Source organism: uncultured Citricoccus sp. (assembly GCF_937871995.1).
In the GTDB taxonomy this organism is placed as follows: Bacteria; Actinomycetota; Actinomycetes; order Actinomycetales; family Micrococcaceae; genus Citricoccus.
In genome coordinates, this window is record NZ_CALMQR010000008.1 from 24,734 (window position 1) to 44,977 (window position 20,244).

Genomic DNA, 20,244 nt, shown 5'->3' on the forward strand with positions numbered 1-20,244 from the left:
GGAACATGCGTCTGGCTACGTAACATGGATCACAGCCCGCCGTGCTCGACCCCTTCACCCGCATTCCAGGAGCAACCATGACCGTTTACGCCCCGCAGGCCGCGACGACCGAATCCGCGGCCCAGGCCATCGCCCGCGTCGGGAGCCCCGTGGAGATGCTGCGCAACGCGCAGTCGCGCCCCACGATCTTCCCCGTCACCCCAGAGTTCAGCAATTGGCGTTCGGAGCAATTGGCCTGGCGCGACTCGGTGGCCCTGCTCGACCAGTCCCACCACATGACCGACCTGTTCATCTCCGGCCCGGATGCACTCAGGCTGCTCAGCGACACCGGCGTGAACAGCTTCGCGACCTTCGGCGTGGACAAGGCCAAGCAGTTCGTCGCCGTCAACCACGAGGGCTACCTCATCGGCGACGCCATCCTGTTCCACCTCGAGGAGGACCGTTTCGACCTCGTGGGCTGGTTCATGGTGCTCGACTGGGTCCAGTACATCGGCGAGACCGGTGACTACGACGTCACGTTCGAGCGCGACGCCAACTCCCTGATGCGCACCCCGGGTCAGGATCCCGCCCTCTACCGCTACGAGGTCCAGGGCCCCCGGGCACTGGACCTGATGGAGAAGGTCACCGGGGCCCCGGTGCCGAAGACCAGGTTCTTCCACATGACCACGTTCACCATCGCCGGCGTCGAGGTCCGCTCGCTGCGCCACGGCATGGCCGGCCAGCCCGGCTTCGAGCTCTTCGGCCCCTGGGCCGAGGGCCAGCGTGTCCGGAAGGCACTGATCGAGGCCGGCGCCGAGTTCGACCTCGTGCCGGTCGGGGCCAAGGCCTACTCCTCGGCCAACCTCGAGTCGGCCTGGGTGCCCTCTCCGCTGCCGGCGATCTTCACGGGCCAGGGCATGGACGCGTACCTCGACTGGCTGCCCGCCGCCCGGACCGGTTCACTCGCCGGAAGCGCTACCTCCGAGGACATCGAGGACTACTACCTCACTCCCTACGATCTCGGTTACGGCCGCAGCGTCGCCTTCGACCACGACTTCATCGGGCGCCGCGCCCTCGAACGCCTGGCGCAGGAACCGCAGCGCACCAAGGTCACGCTGGTGTGGAACCCCGAGGACGTCGCCGCCGCCCAGCGTTCGCTGTACGAACCGGGGACCCCGGCGAAGTACATCGACTTCCCCAAGGCCCGGTACGGCGTCTATCAGGTCGACCGCGTGCTGGCCGGGGGCGCGGACATCGGCATCTCACACGACGCCGGGTACATCACCGGCGAGCAGGTCTTCGTCTCCCTGGCGAGCGTCGAGGCCTCCCACGCCGAGCCCGGGACCGAGGTCAGCGTGATGTGGGGCGAGGAGCCGAACTCCGCCAAGCCGACGGTGGAGCGTCACCGTCAGGTGCAGATCCGCGCCACGGTGTACCCCGCCCCGTACTCGTCCTACGCCCGGGAGGACTACCGCAGGGACTGATCCTCCCCGCTACCGGGGCCTCGTGTCAGTCGAGACCGAGCAGTGCCACCGCGTTGTCCTTGAGGATCTTCCGGGTGGCGCCGTCGGGGATCTGGAGCTCCCGGTAGTCGCGCATCCACCGCTCCGGCGTGATGGCCGGGTAGTCCGACCCGAACAGGACCTTGTCCTGGAGGTACGTCCGGGCCGCGCGCACGAGTTTGGGCTCGAAGTACTTCGGCGACCACCCCGAGAGGTCGATCCACGTGTTGGACTTGTGCGTGGCGATGGCGATCGCCTCGTCCTGCCACGGCACGGAGGGGTGGGCCATGATGATCCTCAGTCCGGGGTGCCGGGCGGCGAGGTCGTCCAGGTGCATGGGGTTGGACAGGGACAGCCGGATGCCGTATCCCCCGGGCATCCCGGCCCCGATGCCCGTCTGTCCGGTGTGGAAGACGCAGGGCACCCCGAGCTCCTCCAGCACGGTGAAGAGCGGGTCGAATTGCGGGTCGCTGGGCAGGAAGTCCTGGACGCTCGGATGGAACTTGAATCCCCGGACGCCAGAGTCCCCGTGCAACCGACGGGCGTCCTCGATGGCCGCCGGCCCGCACCATGGGTCGACGCTGCCGAAGGGGATCAGCACATCGTTGTTCCGGGCGGCCCCCTGCGCGATCTCGGTGCTGCTGTTCGGCATGGTCTTCATGGCCGTGCGGGCGTCCACGGTGAAGACCACCGCCGCCATGGACAGCCCCCGGTAGTAGTCGGCCACCGCGTCCAGGCCCGGACGGTCTCCGTCGCGCTTGAAGTAGGCGTCCATCGCCTCCGTCAGCTCGCCCGGCAGGGCCCCGTGTCCGCAGGCGTCGGCCTCGATATGCACGTGGGTGTCGATGGCGACGATGGACTCCAGGTCGATCCGTGGTTCGTACACGGGGGCCTCCTCGGTTCGGTTGATAACGGTGCGGGAGTTCACGCGTAGTACCGCAGCAGCAGGTCGGCCACGCAGGCAGGTTTCGCCGAACCCTCCACCTCGAACGTGACGCGCACGGTGACCTGCTGTCCGGCAGCGAGGGGGACGGTGCCCAGGACCTCGCCCCGCAGACGGATAGTGCTGCCCACGGGCACCGGAGCCGGGAACCGCAACCGGTCCAGGCCGTAGTTCATGCCGGTGCCCATGTCGGTCACCTCGAATACCTCTGCCATGAGCGGCACCACGAGGCTCAGGGTCAGGTAACCGTGGGCGACCGTGCGCCCGAAGGGGCTCCGCGCCGCTGCCTCCGGGTCGACGTGGATGGGGTTGTGGTCCCGCGACACCTGCGCGTAGGCGTCCACGTCGTCCTGGGTGACCCGGAACCACGAGGATGGGCCGAAGGTGCGACCCACCAGTTCCGGGAGCCCGTCGATCGTTGTCCTGAGCGTGCCGCTCTCGCGTACGTCCATGAGGCCCTCCTACGCTTGACGACCACGGCCGATGGGTAGCGGCCGGCCACGATGCCGACACTGCTCCTAAGTTTCAGGTAACCTGAAATGACTGTCAAGGACGTTCGACTGTGAGGGCCGACTGGAGCGGGGACCCGGAGGACGCGGGGCGGGAGGCCACCGGGATGCCCTAGCGACGCCGGTTGACCGGCGGCAGGCGGCGGTGGCCCGCGTGCTAGGTTGACCCCGAGCGCGGGTGGTTCCCGCCACAACGGACGAGGGAGTGGAATGGACACCGAGCCGGATCAGGAGAGCCACTCACCAGCCACCGCGCCCCCGGGCCTGGTCGAGGGATGGTTCATCTACACCATCAAGCAGCTGGAGTCGGGGTTGCGCGCCCCGCTGGAACAGGCCGCTCAACAGGCCGCCGGACTGACCACCGCCCAGTACACCGCACTGGCCGTCCTGGCCCGCTGGCCGGGGATCACGTCCTCCGAGCTGGCGCGTCGCTCCTTCGTCCGGGCCCAGACGATGGCCGAGACCATGACGCCCCTGCTCGAGGCGGGGTACGTGCGCCGGTCCGAGGATGCCGCCAGCGGCCGCCGCATCCCCCTGTACCTCACGGACGCCGGCCGCGAGGTCCTGGAATCCCTGAGCGGACCGGTGTCCGCGCTCGAGTCCGCCCTGCTGGCGGCGATCCCGCCGGCCGAACGCCAGTCGTTCGCCAGCAACCTCCGGGCCTGCCGCACGGCGCTGGCCGGACTGCCGCGCTGAGCACGGGGCCCGCCGCGCCCGACTACGCTGGCCCCGTGCCCTTCACCCTGGAGACCCGTGAGGCCGGCGGCATCACGGCCGCCGAGCTGTACGCCCTGCTGCGCCTGCGGACCGACGTGTTCGTCGTGGAGCAGGACTGCCCCTACCCCGAGCTCGACGGCCGGGACCTGCACGAGGGCACCCTGCACGCCTGGGCCCACGAGGGCGGCGACGTGCTCGGGACGATCCGCGTCCTGGACGTCCACGGCACCGCCCCGGCCATCGGTCGCGTGGCCACCGCCCCGGCGACGCGGGGCCGCGGCGTCGCCGGCCGGCTGATCCGCCATGGCATCGACCTGTGCCGGCCGGACGCCGTCATCCACCTGCACGCCCAGGCCCACCTGGAGGGCTGGTACGAACGCTTCGGCTTCCGGCGCGCGGGAGATCCCTATGACGAGGACGGGATCCCGCACGTGCCCATGCGGCGCGCCCCCGCCGCGGGCTCCGGAGGATAGGCGGACGCGATGGACCCCTTCCGTTTCACGCTGCGGCAACTGCAGCACTTCCTCGCGGCCACGGACGCGGGGACCGTGACGGCGGCCGCCGAGTCGGTGCACATCTCCCAGGCCGCGATGTCCCAGTCCCTGACCGAACTCGAGCGGGCGGTCGGCCAGCAGCTCATGGTCCGCACCCGCTCGCACGGCATCCAGCTGACCTCGGCCGGGCGCCGCTTCCTGGTGGACGCACGCGAGCTGGTGCGCCGTGCCGCCGACGTCCAGCAGGAGATGGCGGACCGGGCCGGCCAGCTCGTGGGTCCGCTCAGCATCGGGTGCTACACCGCCGTGGCGCCGTTCTGGGTCCCGTTCATCGCCGAGCGGTTCATCGTGCCCCATCCCGAGGTGTCCGTCCAGATCGTGGAGGGCGACGGCCGGGACCTGCAGCGGCAGATGCTGGAGGGACGGTTCGACGCCGTCATCACCCACACCGGGCACCTGATCGACGGCGTGCACCACGAGGTGATCCGCCGGGGTCAGGGGTACGCGCTCGTGCACCCCGGGCACCGCCTGGCGTCCCGGGAGGCGGTGGAGGTCGCCGAGTTCGGTGACGACCCGTTCGTGCTGCTGGACGTGCCCGCGGTCCGGGACAACCAGATCCCCAAGCTGCGCGCCCTCGGCCTGGAGCCGAACATCCGCTGGCGCTCCACGAGCCTCGAGGCGGTCCGCGGGCTCGTCGGGCGCGGGCTGGGGTGGAGCGTCCTCGTGCAGCGTCCGCCCGTGGACATGTCCTATGACGGGTTCCCCATCGTCCCCATCCCCCTGCTGAACTTCGAGCCCAGTGACATCTGCTTCGCCTACGTGCAGGAACGCCGCAGCCGCCGGCTGCGGGAGCTCATCTCGCTGTGCACGGCGGAGGGCGCGCGGCTGGACGAGCAGATGCCGTCCGGCCGCGCGCCCGGGCACGGGTAGGAGCTGTCAGCGCATGTCGCCCTCGAGGTCCGCGTCGCGGCCCTCCTTGACCGCCAGGGTCGCCAGGACGGCCACCAGGTACACGACGATCCACACGGCGCCGATGAGCCACAGCGAGCCGCCGGCGAAGGCGACCAGGCCCGAGGCGATCATCGGGGTGAAGCCGGCGCCCAGGGTCGAGGAGGCCTGGTAGACCAGCGACGAGCCGGTGTACCGGATGCGGGTGGGGAACAGTTCGGCGCAGAAGGCACCGAAGGGACCGAAGATGGTGCCCTGCACGAAGCCCTGGGTCAGGATGAGGGCCAGCAGGAACGCCCAGAGGGTGCCCAGGTCCAGCAGCTGCATGACCGGGAAGGCGGCGGCCGCGCCGATCAGCATCCCGACGATCATCACGGGGCGCCGGCCCACCCGGTCGGACAGCCGGGACGCGAACCACACGACGACGACGGTCGAGGCCGCCCCGAGCGCCTTGACCCAGAGCGTGTGCGTCTGGTCCAGGCCCTCGTTGATGACGTAGGAGATGGCCCAGACGGTCATGAGTCCCTGCACGGTGTAGGAGCTCATCCCGGCGACGATGCCCAGGGTGAGGTTCTTGGGGTACTTCGTGATCACCTCGAGCAGCGGGATCTTGCGCTCCTCGGCCGTGTCCTCGAGCTTGGCGAACAGCGGTGACTCGTGGACCTTGAGGCGCACGACCAGGCCGATCAGGACCAGCACCGCGCTGAGCAGGAACGGGACGCGCCAGCCCCAGCTGATGAACTGGTCGTCCGGGAGCATGGTGAACACGGACATCACCACGGTGGCCAGGATCGCCCCGGCGGGACCGCCCATGTTGGCGAAGCTCGCGGCGAACCCGCGACGCTGGGCCGGGGCGTGCTCCAGGGCGATCAGCATGGCCCCGCCCCACTCCCCGCCGACCGCCAGGCCCTGGATGACCCGGAAGACGGCGAGCAGGATCGGCGCGGCGATGCCGATCATGGCCGTCGGCGGCAGCAGGCCGATGGCCACGGTCGTGGCGCCCATGAGCATCATCGAGGTCACGAGCACGCCCTTGCGGCCGAGCCGGTCGCCGAAGTGGCCGAAGACGACGCCGCCGAGGGGACGGGCGATGTAGCCGACCGCGAGGATCGTGAAGGAGACGAACAGGCCGAGTCCGGGATCGATGCCGGCGAAGAAGACCTGGCTGAAGACGATCGAGGCCGCGGTGGCGAAGAGGATGAAGTCGTAGAACTCGATCATCGACCCCAGGAAGCTCGAGGCGAGGATGCGGCGCATCATCGTCGTGTTGAGCGAGGTCGAGATCTCCATGGCCTCCGGGCCGGGCGTCGTTGCAGTGTGCGTCATCGCAGGGCACCTACCTTCAGGGCAGCAGTATGGGCGTCCGCAGTCGTGCGGGCAAAGGGGATGGTGGCCAGGTCCTCGGGGACGAAGAACTCGCCGGAGAACTCCGAGGCCAGGTCCCGCCACCGCTGTTCCGGCGTGTGGCCCGGGACGAGGTGGTGCAGGGCCAGGCGGGCGGCGCCGGCCCGTTCGGCGAGCTCGACGGCCTGTTCGGGGCTCGTGTGGGACTTGCGGTGGTGGTCGATCGAGGCGCGGTCGGCCTCGGTGGGGCTGCCGCCGTACCGGGCCTCGACCCAGTCGAAGTCGATGGCCTCGTGGAGCAGCAGGTCGGTGTCCCGGGCGAGGGTGACGAGGTTGTCGGTGGCCGTGGTGTCACCGGAGATCGTCACCGAGCCCGCCACGGTGTCGAAGCGGAAGGCGAAGGCCGGGGCGACCGGCGGGTGCTCGACGAGGATGGCCGTGACCGTCACCAGCTCGTCGCGGTAGACCTCGAAGGGGGCCATGCCCGCGGGGGTGGGGTTGGCGTTGGGGTGGTATCCGATGCCCTCGGGGATGGCGATATCGGTGGCGGTGAAGCAGTCGAACGGCGAGGGACGCAGCGCGTCGAGCACCCGGTCGTTGACGTCGGTGGCGTAGGCCTGCACGAGCGAGTCCACCATGCCGCGGATGCCCGGCGTCGGGTTCTGCGGGAACACCGGCTGAGGGGCGACGTCGGCCCGCGGCGAGACCGGGGGCAGCGCACCGCGGTCGCCGGGGCCGATGATCCTGATCGGGTCGAGGGCCGCGAGGTCCCGTTCGTACAGGCCCATGAGCAGGAGGCTGGCGAGATCGACCGTGTGGTCCGAGTGCAGGTGGGTCACGAACACCGCGCGCATGCCGTCGAAGGACAGGCCGGCCTTCTCGAGCTGCCGTCCGGCACCCAGCCCCACGTCCACCAGGTAGTACGCGTCCCCCACCACCACGGCGGTGGCGATGCCATGCCGATGGCGGCCTTCCTGCGAGGCCCACCAGCGTGGGCCGCCGGCGGTGCCGAGGGTGACGATGCGCGGCGCGAGGCCGTTCTCCGGTGCTGGCTGCACGGGTACTCCTTGAGGACAGCGGATGGGGATGCCGCGTCAGCGCGGCGTGATGTAGACCACTGTGTCCCCGATCGCTGATGAAGTAAAACTGAATCATTCAATAACTCTCATAGGATGAACCTATGAAGTCCCGACACCTTGTGACAGCGCAGGTCAGACTGTAGCCACCGGGGCACGGCCACCGCGCCCGGCCCGGCCCGTGAGCCAGGTCAGCGGGAGCAGGAGGATGAGGGCCAGGAATCCGGCCAGCACGACGGTGACCACCGCGGCGGAGTCCCCGAAGTTCGCCACGGCCACCAGCGTGGCCACGCCCATGTTGCGCTGGGAGGCGGAGATGCCCACGATCGGGCCAACCCCGGGCTTGATGGCCCCCAGCGCCCACCCGGCCGCGAGGTTGGCCAGGGTGAACAGCACGATCGCCAGGACGGTCCCGGTCCCGATGAGCCCGGCCAGTTCCCGGTGGCCGGCGAGGAACTGGTTGGCGAGCATCACGAGCATGGACCAGAAGCTCAGGCGCTGGACCGGCCCCTGCAACCGCGCCGCCAGTCCTGGACTGAGCTGGCGCACGGCGATGGACGCGCCGAGGGGCAGCAGCATCGTGGGCAGCAGGACCGCGGCGATGCTGGCCGGCGAGACCTCCGCCCCCGGCAGCAGCATCGGCAGCACCACGGGCATGAACAGCGTGGTGGCCACGAGCATGACGGCCAGCAGCGCGGAGGCGGAGGGCATGTCCCCCCGGGCCAGCCGGGTCAGCTTCAGCGCGAAGGGAGCGCCGGCCGCGCAGGCCAGGACCATCAGCCCCATGCGGGCGTCCGCGGGGATGGGCAGGACGGCGGTCAGCACCAGGGCCAGGGCCGGGGCGATGAGGAAGTTGGCCACGGCGCCGGAGACCAGGAGCCGGCCGCTGCGCAGCGGGGCGATGAACTGGCGCACGGTCTGGCCGAGCCCGACGGCGGCCATGCTGGTGACGGCGAACAGGGGGACCGACACGGCGCCCACGAGGTCACTGATCGCCTGAAGGTCCATAGGGTCATTCTGGCCACCGGGGCCCGTAGACTATCCCCAGTTTTCCATCCAGTGATAAGGCGGGTCCGTGGCCGGCAACGCACACGCTCCAGGACGCTCCGTGACCTCGCGGGCGCTCGAGGTGCTGGGCTCCTTCGACGCCCAGCACGTCCGCCAGAACCTGTCCCAGATCTCCCGCCGTACCGGCATGCCCGTGGCCACCTGCTACCGGCTGCTGCGGGACCTGGCCGAGTGGGGGGCCCTCAGCCGCGGCGAGGACGGCTCCTACGCGGTGGGGCCGCGCATCGCGCAGCTGGGCCTGCTCGCCCCGCTGGAGCGCGGGCTGCGCCAGACGGCCGCGCCCTACATGCAGGACGTCCTCTTCGCCACCCGGCAGATCGTGAACCTGTTCATCCTCGACGGCACCGAGGCCCTGTTGCTGGACCGGATCGCCGGCACTCGCGTCGGCGCCCCGATCGCGCGCCCCGGGGACCGGTTGCCCCTGCACACCAGCGCCGGCGGGAAGGTGCTGCTGGCGCACGGTCCCGCCGAGGTGGTCGAGGCCGCCGCCGCGCGGTTGACCCCGGAGACCCGCAAGAGCATCGCCGACCGGCCCCGCCTGGACGAGGAGCTGGAGCGGGTGCGCGAGCGCGGGTACGCCACCACGGAGGGGGAGCACTCCTCCGGGGCCTACGGCCTGGCGGTGCCGGTCCGCGGGATGGAGGGCGAGGTGATCGCCGCGCTGGGGATCGTCAACCTGTCCCGTATCACGGACTTCCAGCGGATCGTGCCCGCCCTGCAGGTGGCCTCCGCGGCGATCACCCGGTCCCTGAACCGGTCGGTCTAGGACGGCTCAGGCGGACGTGCCCACACCCGCTCCCGCCAGGGTCCCGCTGCCGACGACCTCGAAGACCGTGCCCGGCCGGGCCACGGTGACCGGCCCGTCGTACTCGGTCCGCACGCCCGCCGTCCACTGCTCGTCCGTGGCGACGCCGGCCAGGTGGGAGAGCACCACGCGCCCCGCCCGGGCCGCGGTGGCCACCCGGCCGACCCCCTCCGGGGTGGTGTGGGCGATGAGCTGGTGATTGAGGAACTCCGGGCCGAAGTCCCGTGCGCGGTAGAAGTCGAGGTAGACGCTCTCGTGGATGAGCAGGTCCGTGCCGGCGGCGAGCCGGACCATGTTCTGGGACTCGGTCGTGTCCCCGGAGACCACCACGGATCCGTAGGCGGTGTCGAAGCGGAACGCGTAGGCCGGGAAGATCGGCGGGTGCTCCACCAGGATCGCGCTGACGCGCACCCGCTCGTCCGCGTAGACGAGGAAGGGCTCCATGGCCGGCGTCGACTCCCCCGTGGCGCCGGCGGCGGAGCCCGGCAGGCGGATCTCCTCCACGGTGACGAGGTCGTACAGCGGCGGGCGGCCCTCGTCGACGATGCGCACGTCGATGTCGTAGGAGTAACCGCGCAGCACGTGGTCGACCAGCCCGGCCAGGCCCACGGCGCCCGCCTCCGGGTCCGCCGAACCGGGCCCGAGGATCTTCACGGGCTCGGTGAAGCCCTGCACGGGCTGGCCCCAGTTCCACAGCAGGTAGGCGGGCAGCTCGGCCACGTGGTCGGAGTGCAGGTGGGTCACGAAGCAGGCCCGCAGGTTCTCCCCGCGCAGTCCGGCCTCGTGGGAGGCCCGGGTGATCCCCAGGCCGAAGTCCACCAGGTAGTGGACCCCGTCCACGATGATCGCCGTGGCGATGCCGGCGCATTCGGAGCGGATCGCCGGTCCGGCCGCCGTGCCCAGGGTGACGACCTTCAGCCCGGTCCGGTCCTGGTCGGGGTGCGCGGTGCTGCGGTGGTCGTCCATGTGGGGGCCTTCCGTGGTTCCAGTGGTTTCCCCCACTGTGCCCGACCATCCGCCTCCCCCTCAGGCCCACTTCTCACTGGACGAAAAGCCACCTATGTGCCCCAGTTCACACGCTCCTAGATTCGCCTGCAGACGTTCCTCACCGACCCCCACGGTCCCCTCACAGGAGAATCCGATGACCCTCACCCAAGCGCCCACGGCGCAGACCCGCTTGCCGAGCGCCCCGCCCTTCGACAGCGGCGACCCCCGGTACTGGTCCCCCCGCAAGCGCACCCGGTACGCGTGGATGCTGACCGGGCTGCTGCTGTTCCTGATGATGCTGAGCTGGGCGGACAAGGCCGTGCTGGGCATCGCCGCCGTGCCGCTGATGGAGGAACTGGACATCACCCCGGAGCAGTTCGGCCTGGTCTCCAGCGCCATGTTCCTGACCTTCGGGCTGGCCCAGCTCGTGGCGGCCCCCCTGGCCAACAGGATCAAGGCCAAGACCCTGCTGCTGGTGATGTGCCTGATCTGGTCCCTGTCCGTGATGCCCGTGGTCGTCTTCGCCACGCTGCCCGCCCTGTGGATCAGCCGGCTGGCCCTGGGCGCCGGCGAGGGCCCGCTCGCACCGGTGCTGATGCACGCCATCTACAAGTGGTTCCCCTCCAAGAAGGGCGCCACCCCCGCCGCGGTGGCCTCCTCGGGCGTGACGCTCGGCATCGTGGCCTTCGCGCCCGTCCTGGCCTGGGTGGTCACCCAGCACGGCTGGCGCACCGCCTTCGTGGCGCTGGCCGTGGTCGGCGTGGCCTGGTGCGCCGTCTGGATGTGGCTGGGCAAGGAGGGACCGTACACGTCCCTGGCCGTGGAACGGGAGATCGAGGGCACCGCGGTGCAGGCCCCGCTGCCCGAGGCCCCGCGCGTGAGCGAGGAGAAGGTCCCGTTCTTCAAGACCATCGCCAATCCCACGTGGCTGTTCGCGGTCCTGGCGTCCTTCTTCGGCTACTGGACCTTCACCCTGGCCATGTCCTGGGGCCCGGCCTACTTCCAGAACGTCATGGGCTTCTCCGGCCAGCAGGCCGGTGCGCTGATCGCCCTGCCCGCCGCCTGGGGCGTCGTGGCGACGATCGGGCTCAACGCGATGATCCAGCGCCTGGACCAGCGGGGCGTGCCGAGCCGGCGCTCCCGCGGCTGGACCCTGGGCCTGGCCGGCACCGCGGCCGGGCTGTCCCTGCTGGCCTCCACCCTCGTCGCCTCCCCGGCACTGGCCCTGGCCCTGATGAGCTTCGGCTTCGGCACCGCCCCGGCGCTGTTCGCCATCACCTACCTGATCGTCGGTGAGCTGACCACGATCTCCCAGCGCGGGGCCCACCTGAACGTGGCCAACGCCGTGCTGACGACCGGCGGCGTCTTCGCCCCGGCCATCGGCGGCTTCCTCATCGGCCGGGCCGTGACGCCGGCCGACGGCTACCAGCTGGCCTTCCAGGTCACCGCGGTGCTGCTGACGGCCTTCGGCCTGCTGGCCCTGGTCTTCGTCAACCAGCAGCGCCAGCGCCGCAAGCTCGGCATCGAGGCCTGAGCCCGCCCGACGACGGCCAGGCCGCGTCGCAGGGCACCGCGTGCCAGAACGCCCGGTGGGGATCTCCCCGCCGGGCGGGCTGCGTGGGCGACCTGCGTGGGCGACCTGCGTGGGCGGCCCGTGTACCGCCGGGGCGCCGAGGGCCGAGGCGTCCGCCGATCGGGCCCGGCACGCAGGGACGGACGGCACCCAGCACAGTGGCCCCGCACCGTTCGGTGCGGGGCCACTGTGCTGCGTCTGGGGACCGACGCGCGGTCCGCGAGCCGGCCGTGCGGCTCGCGGACCGTGGGGCTCAGTCCGTGTGGGACCGGGCGTTGACGGTGCGCGGCTCGAGGTACTCCGCCAGGCCCCAGCGGCCGCGCTCGCGGCCCAGGCCCGAGCCCTTCCAGCCGCCGAAGGGCGCGTCCAGCTCGACGACGGTGTGCTGGTTGATCCACGCGGTGCCGACCTCGAGGCGGGAGGCCACCGCGTGGGCCCGGTCCAGGTCCGGGGACCAGACCGAGGCCCCCAGGCCGAACTCCTGGGCGTTGAGTCCCTCGATCGTGGCGTCCAGGTCGTCATAGGCGACAACGGGCAGCGCGGCGCCGAACTGCTCGCAGGAGACCAGCTCCGAGGACGCCGGGGCGTCGGCCACGATCGTCGGCTCCAGGAAGTACCCGGGGAGGGTCGTCCCGTGCCGGCCGCCGTGGGCGATCCGCCCGCCCTGGGCGACGGCCTGGTCGACGTAGTCCTTCACGAGTCGCTGCTGGGCCTCGGTGTGCATCGGGCCCATGGTGGTGCCCTCGGCCACGCCGTGGCCCACGCGCAGGGCGGAGGCCGCGGCCACGAGCGCCTCGGTCAGCTCCGCGCTCTGCGCGCGCGGGACGTAGACCCGCTTGACGGCCATGCAGACCTGTCCGGCGTTGCGGAACGCCGAGGCCACGATCCGCTGGGCGGTGACCTGCAGGTCGGCGTCGGGCAGGACGATGGCCGGGTCGTTGCCGCCCAGTTCCAGGGTCACCTTCTTCACCGTGGGGGCGGCCTGCGCCATGATCGCGGCCCCGATCTCGGTGGACCCGGTGAAGGAGATCTTCCGGACGCCCGGCATCTCGGACAGCGCCCGGGACAGGACGCCGCGGCCGGTGACCACCTGCAGCACGTGTGCCGGCAGGAAGCGGTTCAGCACCTCGGCCAGGGCCAGGGTGGACATCGGGGTCGACGGCGAGGGCTTGGCGATCACGGTGCACCCGGTCACCAGGGCCGGGGCCAGCTTCACGGCCAGCAGGGAGATGGGGAAGTTCCACGGGGTGATGGCCCCGACGAGCCCGACGGGGGCGTACTGGACCTGCACCTGGCGCCCGTCCCGCGGGGGCAGCGTCTCGGACAGGTCCCAGTCCAGGTCCGCGTAGTGCCGGAACAGCCCGGCGGCCACCCGGAACTCCTGGGTGGCCTCGGTCCACACCTTGCCCTGCTCCAGGGACAGGACGCGCCCGAGGTCCTCGGCCTCCGCGGCGATGGCGCCGGCGGCGGCCCGCAGGGCCGAGCGCCGGGCCTCGCGGTCCGCGGCCCACGCGCGGGAGGCCTGCCGGGCGGCGGAGATGGCGCGCTCGACGTCCTCGGGCTGGTGGAGCGGAACGTCGCCGACCGGCTCCAGGGTGGCCGGGTCGATCACTGCATAGGTCGCGGTCACGCGTCCTCCTCGGGTTCAACGGCTGAAGCGCCCACCGGCCGGTGGGCGCGCTTCCTGGGTTCCAGCTTGCGCGCTCGGCTGTGAGCCACCCCACGTGTCTTTTCGTCCAGTAAAAAGTTGGGCTGATGTCCGCGTGCTTAACGCCACATAGTGGGTGGAAACACCGTCACCAGGCATCATCATCCTGTCGCATCCCGCACTCCGGGGCGTCTCGGGAAGGATCGGATGCGGACCACCGGAAGGACATACCCATGAATCTCGATGGGAAGACCCTCGTCGTCACCGGCGTCGCCTCGGGCATCGGCGCCGCCACGGCGGCCCTGCTGCAGCAGAACGGGGCCACCGTGATCGGCGTGGACCGCAATGTCCCCGCCGAGTTCAGCGGCACCTTCATCCAGGGCGACCTCTCCACGCCCGAGGGCGTGGCCGCCGTCGCCGGCCGGGTCCCGGAGGGGGTGGCCGGGCTGCTCAACATCGCCGGGGTGCCCGGGACCGCGCCGTGGCAGACGGTGCTGGCCGTCAACGTGTTCGGCGTGCGCGATCTGACCCGCCTGCTCGCGCCGAAGATCGCCGACGGCGGTGCCGTCGTCAACCTGGCCTCGAACGTGGCCGCCGGCTGGGCCGCCCGCCAGCTCGAGGTCGCCCGCTTCGTCCAGGCCGCGGACCCCGCGGAGGCGCTGGCCACCGTCGCCGGGGATCCGGAGGTCACCGGGAACTCGTACCGGTTCTCCAAGGAGTGCGTGCGCTGGCTGACCCAGGTGCAGGCCTCGGAGCACCTGGGCCGGGTGCGGGTGAACTCGGTCAGCCCCGGACCGGTGCAGACCCCGATCCTGGAGGACTTCAAGAAGGACCATGGCCGCGAGAAGGTCGAGGGCGCGGTGGCCCTGCTCGGCCGGGCCGGCCAGCCGCAGGACATCGCCGAGGTGATCGCGTTCTTGCTCAGCCCGCAGGCGTCCTGGATCAACGGCACCGACCTGTGCGTGGACGGCGGGCTGTCCGCCCACCGTACCGTCACCACCCTGGCCTCCGCGGCCGTCTGAAGGAGGCATCATGCAGAGCATCCCTGACACCGGTTCCAGCACCGCCTCCGGCACCGCCGCCACGGCCGTGGCCCCCGAGCCGGAGCACGCCGGCCGCTTCGGGCACGACCTCGAGGAGGTCGTGGTCGAGCGGCTCGAGACCCTCGCCGAGGGGGTCCGCCGCCTCACGCTGCGCACCCTCGACGGCTCGGAGTTCGCCCGCTGGGAGCCCGGTTCCCACATCGACCTGGTGCTGCCGGACCACGTGCGCCAGTACTCCCTGTGCTCGCCGCTGGCCGACCGCAGCCGCATCCAGGTCTCGGTGCTGCACACCCGGGACTCCCGCGGCGGCTCCGAGTACGTCCACCGGTCCCTGGCCGAGGGTGACGTGATCCGGATCAACGGCCCGCGCAACAACTTCCCCTTCGTGGACTCCCGGAAGTACCTGTTCATCGCCGGGGGCATCGGCATCACGCCCATCCTGCCGATGATCGAGGCCGCCGAGGCCGCCGGGCGCGAATGGCGCCTGGCCTACGGCGGGCGCTCCCGCGCGTCGATGGCGTTCGCGGACGAGCTCATCGAGCGGTACGGCGAGCGGATCCTGCTCTTCCCCGAGGACGAGGTCGGCCGGATCGACCTCGAGGGCCTGCTGGCCCTGCCGCGGGCCAAGATGCTCGTGTACGCGTGCGGCCCGGAGCCGCTGCTGCGCGTCATCGAGGACTACTGCATGGGCTGGCCCCCCGGGGTCCTGCACACGGAGCGGTTCGTGGCCGCGAGCCTGGACGCCGGCGCGAGCGCCGAGCCCTTCGAGGTCGAGCTGACCCAGACGGGCAAGACCGTCACCGTGGCCCCGGACCAGACCATCCTGGAGGCCGTGGAGGAACACGGCGTCCGGGTCCTGTCCTCCTGCCGCGGCGGGATCTGCGGCACCTGCGAGACCCACGTGGTCAGCGGGGAGGTCGAACACCGCGACGCCATCCTCAGCGAGGACGAGAAGCGGTTCGGCGACTGCATGATGGTCTGCGTCTCCCGCGCGGCCGCCGGTTGCCCCAAGCTCGTCCTCGACCTCTGACCCGACGCCACCAGGAGAATCCATGACCGTCACGATGTCCCCCACCAGCGTCGTCTCCCTGCCGGACGACCCCTTCACGATCGAGAACATCTCGAACCCCTACCCGCTGCACGAGAAGCTGCGCGAGGCCGGACCGGTGGTCTGGCTGGAGAAGCACGGCTGCTACGCCGTCACCCGCTACGAGTGGGTCTACGAGATCCTCACCGACTTCGAGTCCTACTGCTCCAGCGGCGGCCTGGGCCCCAAGGACATCCGTAAGGAGGCCGAGTGGCGCCCGCCGTCGATCCTGGAGTCCGACCCGCCCACGCACACCGTCATGCGCCGCGGCCTGGCCGGGGTCATCTCCCCCTCGACCATGCGCCGGCTGCGCGAGCAGTTCGCGCCGTTCGCCGAGGAGCTCGCCGAGGAGGTGGCCCGGCGCGGTGACGTGGACGGCATCGTGGACATCGCCGAGCGCTACCCGCTGAAGGTGTTCCCGGACGCCGTGGGCCTGCGCCCGGACGGGCGCGAGAACCTGCTGCCGTACGGCTCCATGGTCTTCAACGCCTTCGGGGCGGACAATGACATCCGCGCCGCGGCCTTCCAGGAGGGCGAGCGCGTGGCCGCCTGGGTCATGGACAGCTGCGAGCGGGAGAACCTGACGGAGACCGGGCTCGGGGCGGACATCTGGACGGTCGCCGACGAGGGGCGGATCGAGCCCCAGCAGGCCACCCTCCTGGTCCGGGCCCTGCTCTCCGCCGGCGTGGACACGACCATCTTCGGCATCGGCAACACCCTCTACAACCTGGCCAAGTATCCCGAGCAGTGGGAGAAGCTCAAGGCCAAGCCCCAGCTGGCCAAGTTCGCCGTGGACGAGGCGCTGCGCGTGGAGTCGCCCTTCCAGATGTTCCACCGCACCAGCACCGTGGACACCGAGATCGGCGGGGTGCACATCCCGGCGGACTCCAAGATCCTGCTGTTCATGGGGGCCGCGAACCGGGACCCGCGCAAGTGGGGCGAGGACGCCGACGTGTTCGACCTGGACCGCAACGCCTCCGGCCACGTGGCCTTCGGCATGGGCCTGCACCAGTGTGTGGGGCAACCGATCGCGCGCACCGAGATCGAGCTCATGCTGCAGGCGCTGGCCACGCGCGTGGACCGGATCGAGCTGACCGGTGAGGTCACCCCGTGGATCCACAACGTGCTGCGCGGCTTCGCCCGGATGCCGTTGCGGTTGGTGCCGAACAGCTGACACCCGGCGTCGCCCGACGAGAAGGCCGCACTCCCCCACGGGAGTGCGGCCTTCTCCGTGCTACCTCACTCGCACATCCTCACTCGTACATCGCGATGAACCGGCCGATCACGCCGCCGGTGCGCAGCTTGTCGATCGCCTCGGGGATCTCGGCGTGGGAGATGTGGTTGATCGGCGGGGTGAGCCGGCCGGAGCGCATCAGCTCGTAGATGCCCGCCAGGTCCTCCTTGGTGCCGGACTTCGAGCCCTTGATGCTCAGCTGGTTGACGATCAGCGGGTAGGTGTTGATCGTCGACTCCAGCCGGCCCATGCCGACCTGCACGAGCGTGCCGAACTCGGCCAGCGTCTCGAGCGCGGCCGCGGTGGTGGTGCCGAAGCCCGCATAGTCCACGATCAGCTCCAGGCCCTTGTCCTTGAAGGCGTCGATCGAGTCGGCCACCCCGGCCAGCCCGATCTCGTCGGCCAGCTTCTGGGTCTCGGGGTTGATCTCGGCCCCGTAGACCTCCGCGCCCGTCAGTGCGGCCACCCGGGCGCCGATGTAGCCCAGCCCGCCCAGGCCGATCACGCCGACCTTCATGCCCTTCCTCGCCCCGCCCACCGTCATGATCGCGTGGTAGGAGGTCAGGCCGGCGTCGGTGGCCATGGCCCCGAGGTCGAAGGGGACCTCGTCCGGCAGGGCGACGAGGTTGTCGTCCGTCGCGCGGAGCTTGGGGGCGAAGCCGCCGTCCCACTTGCCGTAGCCGAGCGCGTCGCCGTCGGACATCACCGGGGCCAGGCCCACGCGGTCCCCGATCTTCCAGTGCTCCATGCCCTGGCCGACCTGGCTGATCACGCCGGCCGACTCGTGGCCCATGGTGCGCGGCAGGCCGTGCTGGAACAGCGCCATCCAGCCGGGATCGTCGATGGTGGTGACGTCCGAGTGGCACACGCCGGAGGCCTTGACGTCCACGACCACCTCACCGGGGCCGGCGGTCGGCTCCGGGACCTCGTTGAGCTCCAACGGCTGGTCCGTTCCCACGATTTGCCAGGCCTTCATGCCATCAACCTCTCTCCACACTGAACTGCGGGGCGATGTCCGTCCCGGCGTCGCCCTCGTCGGAGGCGCACACGGCCAGCGTAGACCCGGGTGAGGTGGCGGTTCCGGGGGCTCCGCTACCGGCGCAACCCCGCCCCGATGCCCGCTCCGATCATCCCGGGGCGAGGGTCAGGGCGCGGGGACGACCTCGGCCAGGCTGCCGGCACCCTCCCCGGCGGGGGCCTCCAGGTGCAGTTGCACGCGCTCGCCGCCCTCGGCGGTGAACGCCGTGTTGACCACGTCCCGCCCGCACCGCAGCCGACTGGCGGAGACCTCGAGGTCGTCCACCGTCAGCCGGTAGCGCATCCAGCCGTGGCCGGCGCAGGCGGCGTGGACCACGTAGGTCACCCCGGCCTCGGCCGGGGTCAGCGTGGCGGCGTCGACGCGGTGTTCGGAGCCCTGGGCGACGGCGATGGCGTCCTGGCGCCGCTCACTGACGGTGAACTCCTCCCCCGCCGCGCTCGCGGATCCGTCATCCTCCGGGGCGGGTGTGGCCTGCCTGCTCGCGACGGAAGTGGCGGGGGTGGCGGCGTCGCCGGGATGGGTGGGTGTCGCGGCCTGCGGTGAGCCCACGGAGCAGGCGACCAGCAGGGTACCGGCCGCGGCGAGGCCCAGGATCGTGGACAGCGCGCGCACCCGGCCACGCCGCAGACCGGGAGTCAGTCCGCCTGCACCGGCACCCGGGCGCGCGTCCATGGCCTAGCTCCCCGTCTCCCAGTAGTACCAGCCCTCGGAGTCACTGGGGTACTGGATCCTGCCGCTGGCCAGCGTGGTGCGGGTGCAGTCCCGGTTGATCCGGAACTTCCGGTAGGAGACCTCTTGGCCCCAGGAGACGTACCGGGCATTACCGTACTTGTCCCGGGAGATGTGGCGCTCATAGGTGTTCGTGGAGGCGGTGGAGTTCGCGCTGGCCAGGGACGTGCTCAGGGACGCCGTGGCACGGGCCAGCACGGCGCCGACCTCGGCCTCCGCGCCGGCCACCACCTGCGCGGAGACGCTGCCCGAGTACGACCGGGCGACGACCATCTTCCCGCCGGGACCGTTCTTGAACGTCGGCACCCCACTGAAGGGCATGCGCACGCCCTTGCTGGCCAGCGAGTAATTCGTCTGGGTGACGCAGCAGACTCCCGTCGCAGCGCTGTCCGGGTGGGAGGTTCCGCTCCCGGCCATACAGGCGTCGGTCTCCGATGAGGCGGTGGCGGGGGCCAGGAGCGTGGCGCTCAGGGACAGGGCGGCCAGCACTCCCATGGCCCCCCGGTGAATGGACATTGTCTACTCCGGTGGAACGCTATAGGTGCCCCCATGATGAAATCATTGCTTCACACCGTCAATGCAGATTGTGTACCGATCCGGTAACGAGGCGTGGGCGATCATCCGGGAGGTGGCGGCGGCGCACGGGCGAGCCTCGCGGCCCGGCTCCCGGGCACAGCAAAGCGGCCGCCCTCCCGAGGGGGAGAGCGGCCGCTTCGTGCGTCTGACTAGATCAGAGCGGGCGGACCGAGGAGGCCTGCATGCCCTTGGCGCCCTGGGTCGCCTCGAACTCGACCTTCTGGTCCTCCTGCAGCTCCTTGAAGCCGGAGCCCTCGATGGCGGAGAAGTGAACGAAGATGTCAGCGGAGTTGTCGTCCGGGGAGATGAAGCCGAAGCCCTTCTCAGCGTTGAACCACTTGACGGTACCGGTGGCCATGGTGGCCTCTTTTCTATTCGGGGTGTATACCCACTGAAGGTTCCAGCGGGGGCGAAGCGGCATGTTGCGAACCGCTTCTCGACGCCCCGTTCAGCCCCGAAGGGCTTCCCGGTCCGCAAATGTGACGGACTTACTGCTACTACTACTTCTGGTACCACCGTACGGCACAAATCGTCAGGGACCTAATGCGCTCCCCGACGCCTGCTGAACGCCCGCGCCCACCGGCGGACCGGCGAGCGCGGGCAGCGGTCAGCGGGTGCGCGTGCGGTTGCGCCCCACCAGGGTCTCCGCGACGCCGATCAACAGCACTGCGGCGATCACGGCCACCACGAAGCCCAGGACGTTGAGCTCGAAGATGTCCCCCGTGCCCAACAGGTTGGCAACCACACCGCCGATCACCGAACCCGCCAGCCCCAACAGCAGGGTGGCCACCAGGCCGAGGTTCTGCTTGCCTGGCTTGATCAGGCGGGCAAGGGCGCCGATGACAAGTCCTGCCACGATAAATCCGATCACACTGGGTCCTCTCTCGATGATGAACTGGTCTGTTCCGGCCCCGATGAACCGGGTCTCGCCTCATCAGGGCCG

The 20,244-nt window shown here is 70.8% G+C and carries 21 protein-coding genes; 9 read left to right on the plus strand and 12 right to left on the minus strand.

What is annotated here, in order from left to right; genetic code table 11:
* Window positions 1-77 precede the first annotated feature (77 nt).
* Complete coding sequence (locus tag Q0283_RS00485) at window positions 78-1,463, plus strand: aminomethyl transferase family protein (protein ID WP_183528700.1); 1,386 nt, start codon at window positions 78-80, stop codon at window positions 1,461-1,463.
* Window positions 1,464-1,488: 25 nt separating this feature from the next.
* Here the strand turns inward: Q0283_RS00485 and Q0283_RS00490 are convergent, their stop codons facing one another.
* Together Q0283_RS00490 and Q0283_RS00495 are read right to left on the minus strand one after the other, a co-directional pair.
* A complete protein-coding gene (locus Q0283_RS00490) occupies window positions 1,489-2,367 on the minus strand; it encodes an amidohydrolase family protein (RefSeq protein WP_298041921.1) in 879 nt (292 codons plus the stop codon).
* Between the two features lie 38 nt (window positions 2,368-2,405).
* Complete coding sequence (locus Q0283_RS00495; RefSeq protein WP_183528702.1) at window positions 2,406-2,876, minus strand: MaoC family dehydratase; 471 nt, start codon at window positions 2,874-2,876, stop codon at window positions 2,406-2,408.
* 267 nt (window positions 2,877-3,143) lie between these two features.
* Here Q0283_RS00495 and Q0283_RS00500 point away from each other — a divergent pair, with 267 nt between their 5' ends.
* The 3 genes from Q0283_RS00500 to Q0283_RS00510 are packed head-to-tail and all read left to right on the plus strand — an operon-like array spanning window position 3,144 to window position 5,074.
* Window positions 3,144-3,629, plus strand: coding sequence for a MarR family winged helix-turn-helix transcriptional regulator (locus Q0283_RS00500; protein WP_183528704.1), 486 nt, complete (start codon window positions 3,144-3,146; stop codon window positions 3,627-3,629).
* Between the two features lie 35 nt (window positions 3,630-3,664).
* The gene (locus Q0283_RS00505; protein ID WP_183528706.1) at window positions 3,665-4,123 is read left to right on the plus strand and encodes a GNAT family N-acetyltransferase; all 459 of its coding nucleotides are present in this window, start codon (window positions 3,665-3,667) and stop codon (window positions 4,121-4,123) included.
* 9 nt (window positions 4,124-4,132) lie between these two features.
* Entirely contained in the window at window positions 4,133-5,074 is a 942-nt protein-coding gene (locus Q0283_RS00510; protein WP_183528708.1) for a LysR substrate-binding domain-containing protein, read from the plus strand.
* A gap of 6 nt (window positions 5,075-5,080) precedes the next feature.
* Here Q0283_RS00510 and Q0283_RS00515 read toward each other — a convergent pair whose 3' ends face one another.
* The 3 genes from Q0283_RS00515 to Q0283_RS00525 all read right to left on the minus strand — a co-directional run bounded on the left by Q0283_RS00515 (window position 5,081) and on the right by Q0283_RS00525 (window position 8,520).
* Complete coding sequence (locus tag Q0283_RS00515; RefSeq protein ID WP_183528710.1) at window positions 5,081-6,418, minus strand: MFS transporter; 1,338 nt, start codon at window positions 6,416-6,418, stop codon at window positions 5,081-5,083.
* The gene (locus Q0283_RS00520) at window positions 6,415-7,494 is read right to left on the minus strand and encodes an MBL fold metallo-hydrolase (protein ID WP_183528712.1); all 1,080 of its coding nucleotides are present in this window, start codon (window positions 7,492-7,494) and stop codon (window positions 6,415-6,417) included. The genes Q0283_RS00515 and Q0283_RS00520 overlap by 4 nt, the downstream gene beginning before the upstream one ends.
* A gap of 153 nt (window positions 7,495-7,647) precedes the next feature.
* A complete protein-coding gene (locus Q0283_RS00525; RefSeq protein WP_183528714.1) occupies window positions 7,648-8,520 on the minus strand; it encodes a bile acid:sodium symporter family protein in 873 nt (290 codons plus the stop codon).
* A 100-nt stretch (window positions 8,521-8,620) separates the two neighbouring features.
* Here Q0283_RS00525 and Q0283_RS00530 point away from each other — a divergent pair, with 100 nt between their 5' ends.
* Complete coding sequence (locus Q0283_RS00530; RefSeq protein WP_183528716.1) at window positions 8,621-9,346, plus strand: IclR family transcriptional regulator; 726 nt, start codon at window positions 8,621-8,623, stop codon at window positions 9,344-9,346.
* A 6-nt stretch (window positions 9,347-9,352) separates the two neighbouring features.
* Here Q0283_RS00530 and Q0283_RS00535 read toward each other — a convergent pair whose 3' ends face one another.
* Complete coding sequence (locus Q0283_RS00535) at window positions 9,353-10,351, minus strand: MBL fold metallo-hydrolase (RefSeq protein ID WP_298041926.1); 999 nt, start codon at window positions 10,349-10,351, stop codon at window positions 9,353-9,355.
* A gap of 175 nt (window positions 10,352-10,526) precedes the next feature.
* On the opposite strand from Q0283_RS00535, the gene Q0283_RS00540 reads away from it, so the two are divergent.
* Window positions 10,527-11,906 carry an MFS transporter gene (locus tag Q0283_RS00540; protein WP_298041928.1) on the plus strand — a complete coding sequence of 460 codons (1,380 nt, stop codon included), beginning with the start codon at window positions 10,527-10,529 and terminating at the stop codon, window positions 11,904-11,906.
* A 292-nt stretch (window positions 11,907-12,198) separates the two neighbouring features.
* Here the strand turns inward: Q0283_RS00540 and Q0283_RS00545 are convergent, their stop codons facing one another.
* Window positions 12,199-13,575 carry an aldehyde dehydrogenase family protein gene (locus tag Q0283_RS00545; protein WP_298041930.1) on the minus strand — a complete coding sequence of 459 codons (1,377 nt, stop codon included), beginning with the start codon at window positions 13,573-13,575 and terminating at the stop codon, window positions 12,199-12,201.
* A gap of 251 nt (window positions 13,576-13,826) precedes the next feature.
* Between Q0283_RS00545 and Q0283_RS00550 the strand changes: the two genes are divergently transcribed.
* The 3 genes from Q0283_RS00550 to Q0283_RS00560 are packed head-to-tail and all read left to right on the plus strand — an operon-like array spanning window position 13,827 to window position 16,897.
* Window positions 13,827-14,615, plus strand: a complete 789-nt coding sequence (locus Q0283_RS00550; protein WP_298041932.1) for a coniferyl-alcohol dehydrogenase — start codon at window positions 13,827-13,829, stop codon at window positions 14,613-14,615.
* A 10-nt stretch (window positions 14,616-14,625) separates the two neighbouring features.
* Window positions 14,626-15,666: a PDR/VanB family oxidoreductase gene (locus Q0283_RS00555; protein ID WP_298041934.1), complete on the plus strand. Its 1,041-nt coding sequence runs from the start codon at window positions 14,626-14,628 to the stop codon at window positions 15,664-15,666.
* 22 nt (window positions 15,667-15,688) lie between these two features.
* Window positions 15,689-16,897, plus strand: coding sequence for a cytochrome P450 (locus Q0283_RS00560; RefSeq protein WP_298041936.1), 1,209 nt, complete (start codon window positions 15,689-15,691; stop codon window positions 16,895-16,897).
* Window positions 16,898-16,976: 79 nt separating this feature from the next.
* Here Q0283_RS00560 and Q0283_RS00565 read toward each other — a convergent pair whose 3' ends face one another.
* The 5 genes from Q0283_RS00565 to Q0283_RS00585 form a co-directional block, all read right to left on the minus strand.
* Window positions 16,977-17,933, minus strand: a complete 957-nt coding sequence (locus tag Q0283_RS00565) for a zinc-binding dehydrogenase (protein WP_298041938.1) — start codon at window positions 17,931-17,933, stop codon at window positions 16,977-16,979.
* Window positions 17,934-18,101: 168 nt separating this feature from the next.
* Window positions 18,102-18,668, minus strand: a complete 567-nt coding sequence (locus Q0283_RS00570; protein WP_298041939.1) for a hypothetical protein — start codon at window positions 18,666-18,668, stop codon at window positions 18,102-18,104.
* Window positions 18,669-18,671: 3 nt separating this feature from the next.
* Window positions 18,672-19,241: a hypothetical protein gene (locus Q0283_RS00575; protein WP_298041940.1), complete on the minus strand. Its 570-nt coding sequence runs from the start codon at window positions 19,239-19,241 to the stop codon at window positions 18,672-18,674.
* 214 nt (window positions 19,242-19,455) lie between these two features.
* The gene (locus Q0283_RS00580) at window positions 19,456-19,659 is read right to left on the minus strand and encodes a cold-shock protein (RefSeq protein ID WP_010145090.1); all 204 of its coding nucleotides are present in this window, start codon (window positions 19,657-19,659) and stop codon (window positions 19,456-19,458) included.
* 249 nt (window positions 19,660-19,908) lie between these two features.
* Entirely contained in the window at window positions 19,909-20,157 is a 249-nt protein-coding gene (locus tag Q0283_RS00585; protein WP_298041942.1) for a GlsB/YeaQ/YmgE family stress response membrane protein, read from the minus strand.
* Between the last annotated feature and the right edge of the window lie 87 nt (window positions 20,158-20,244).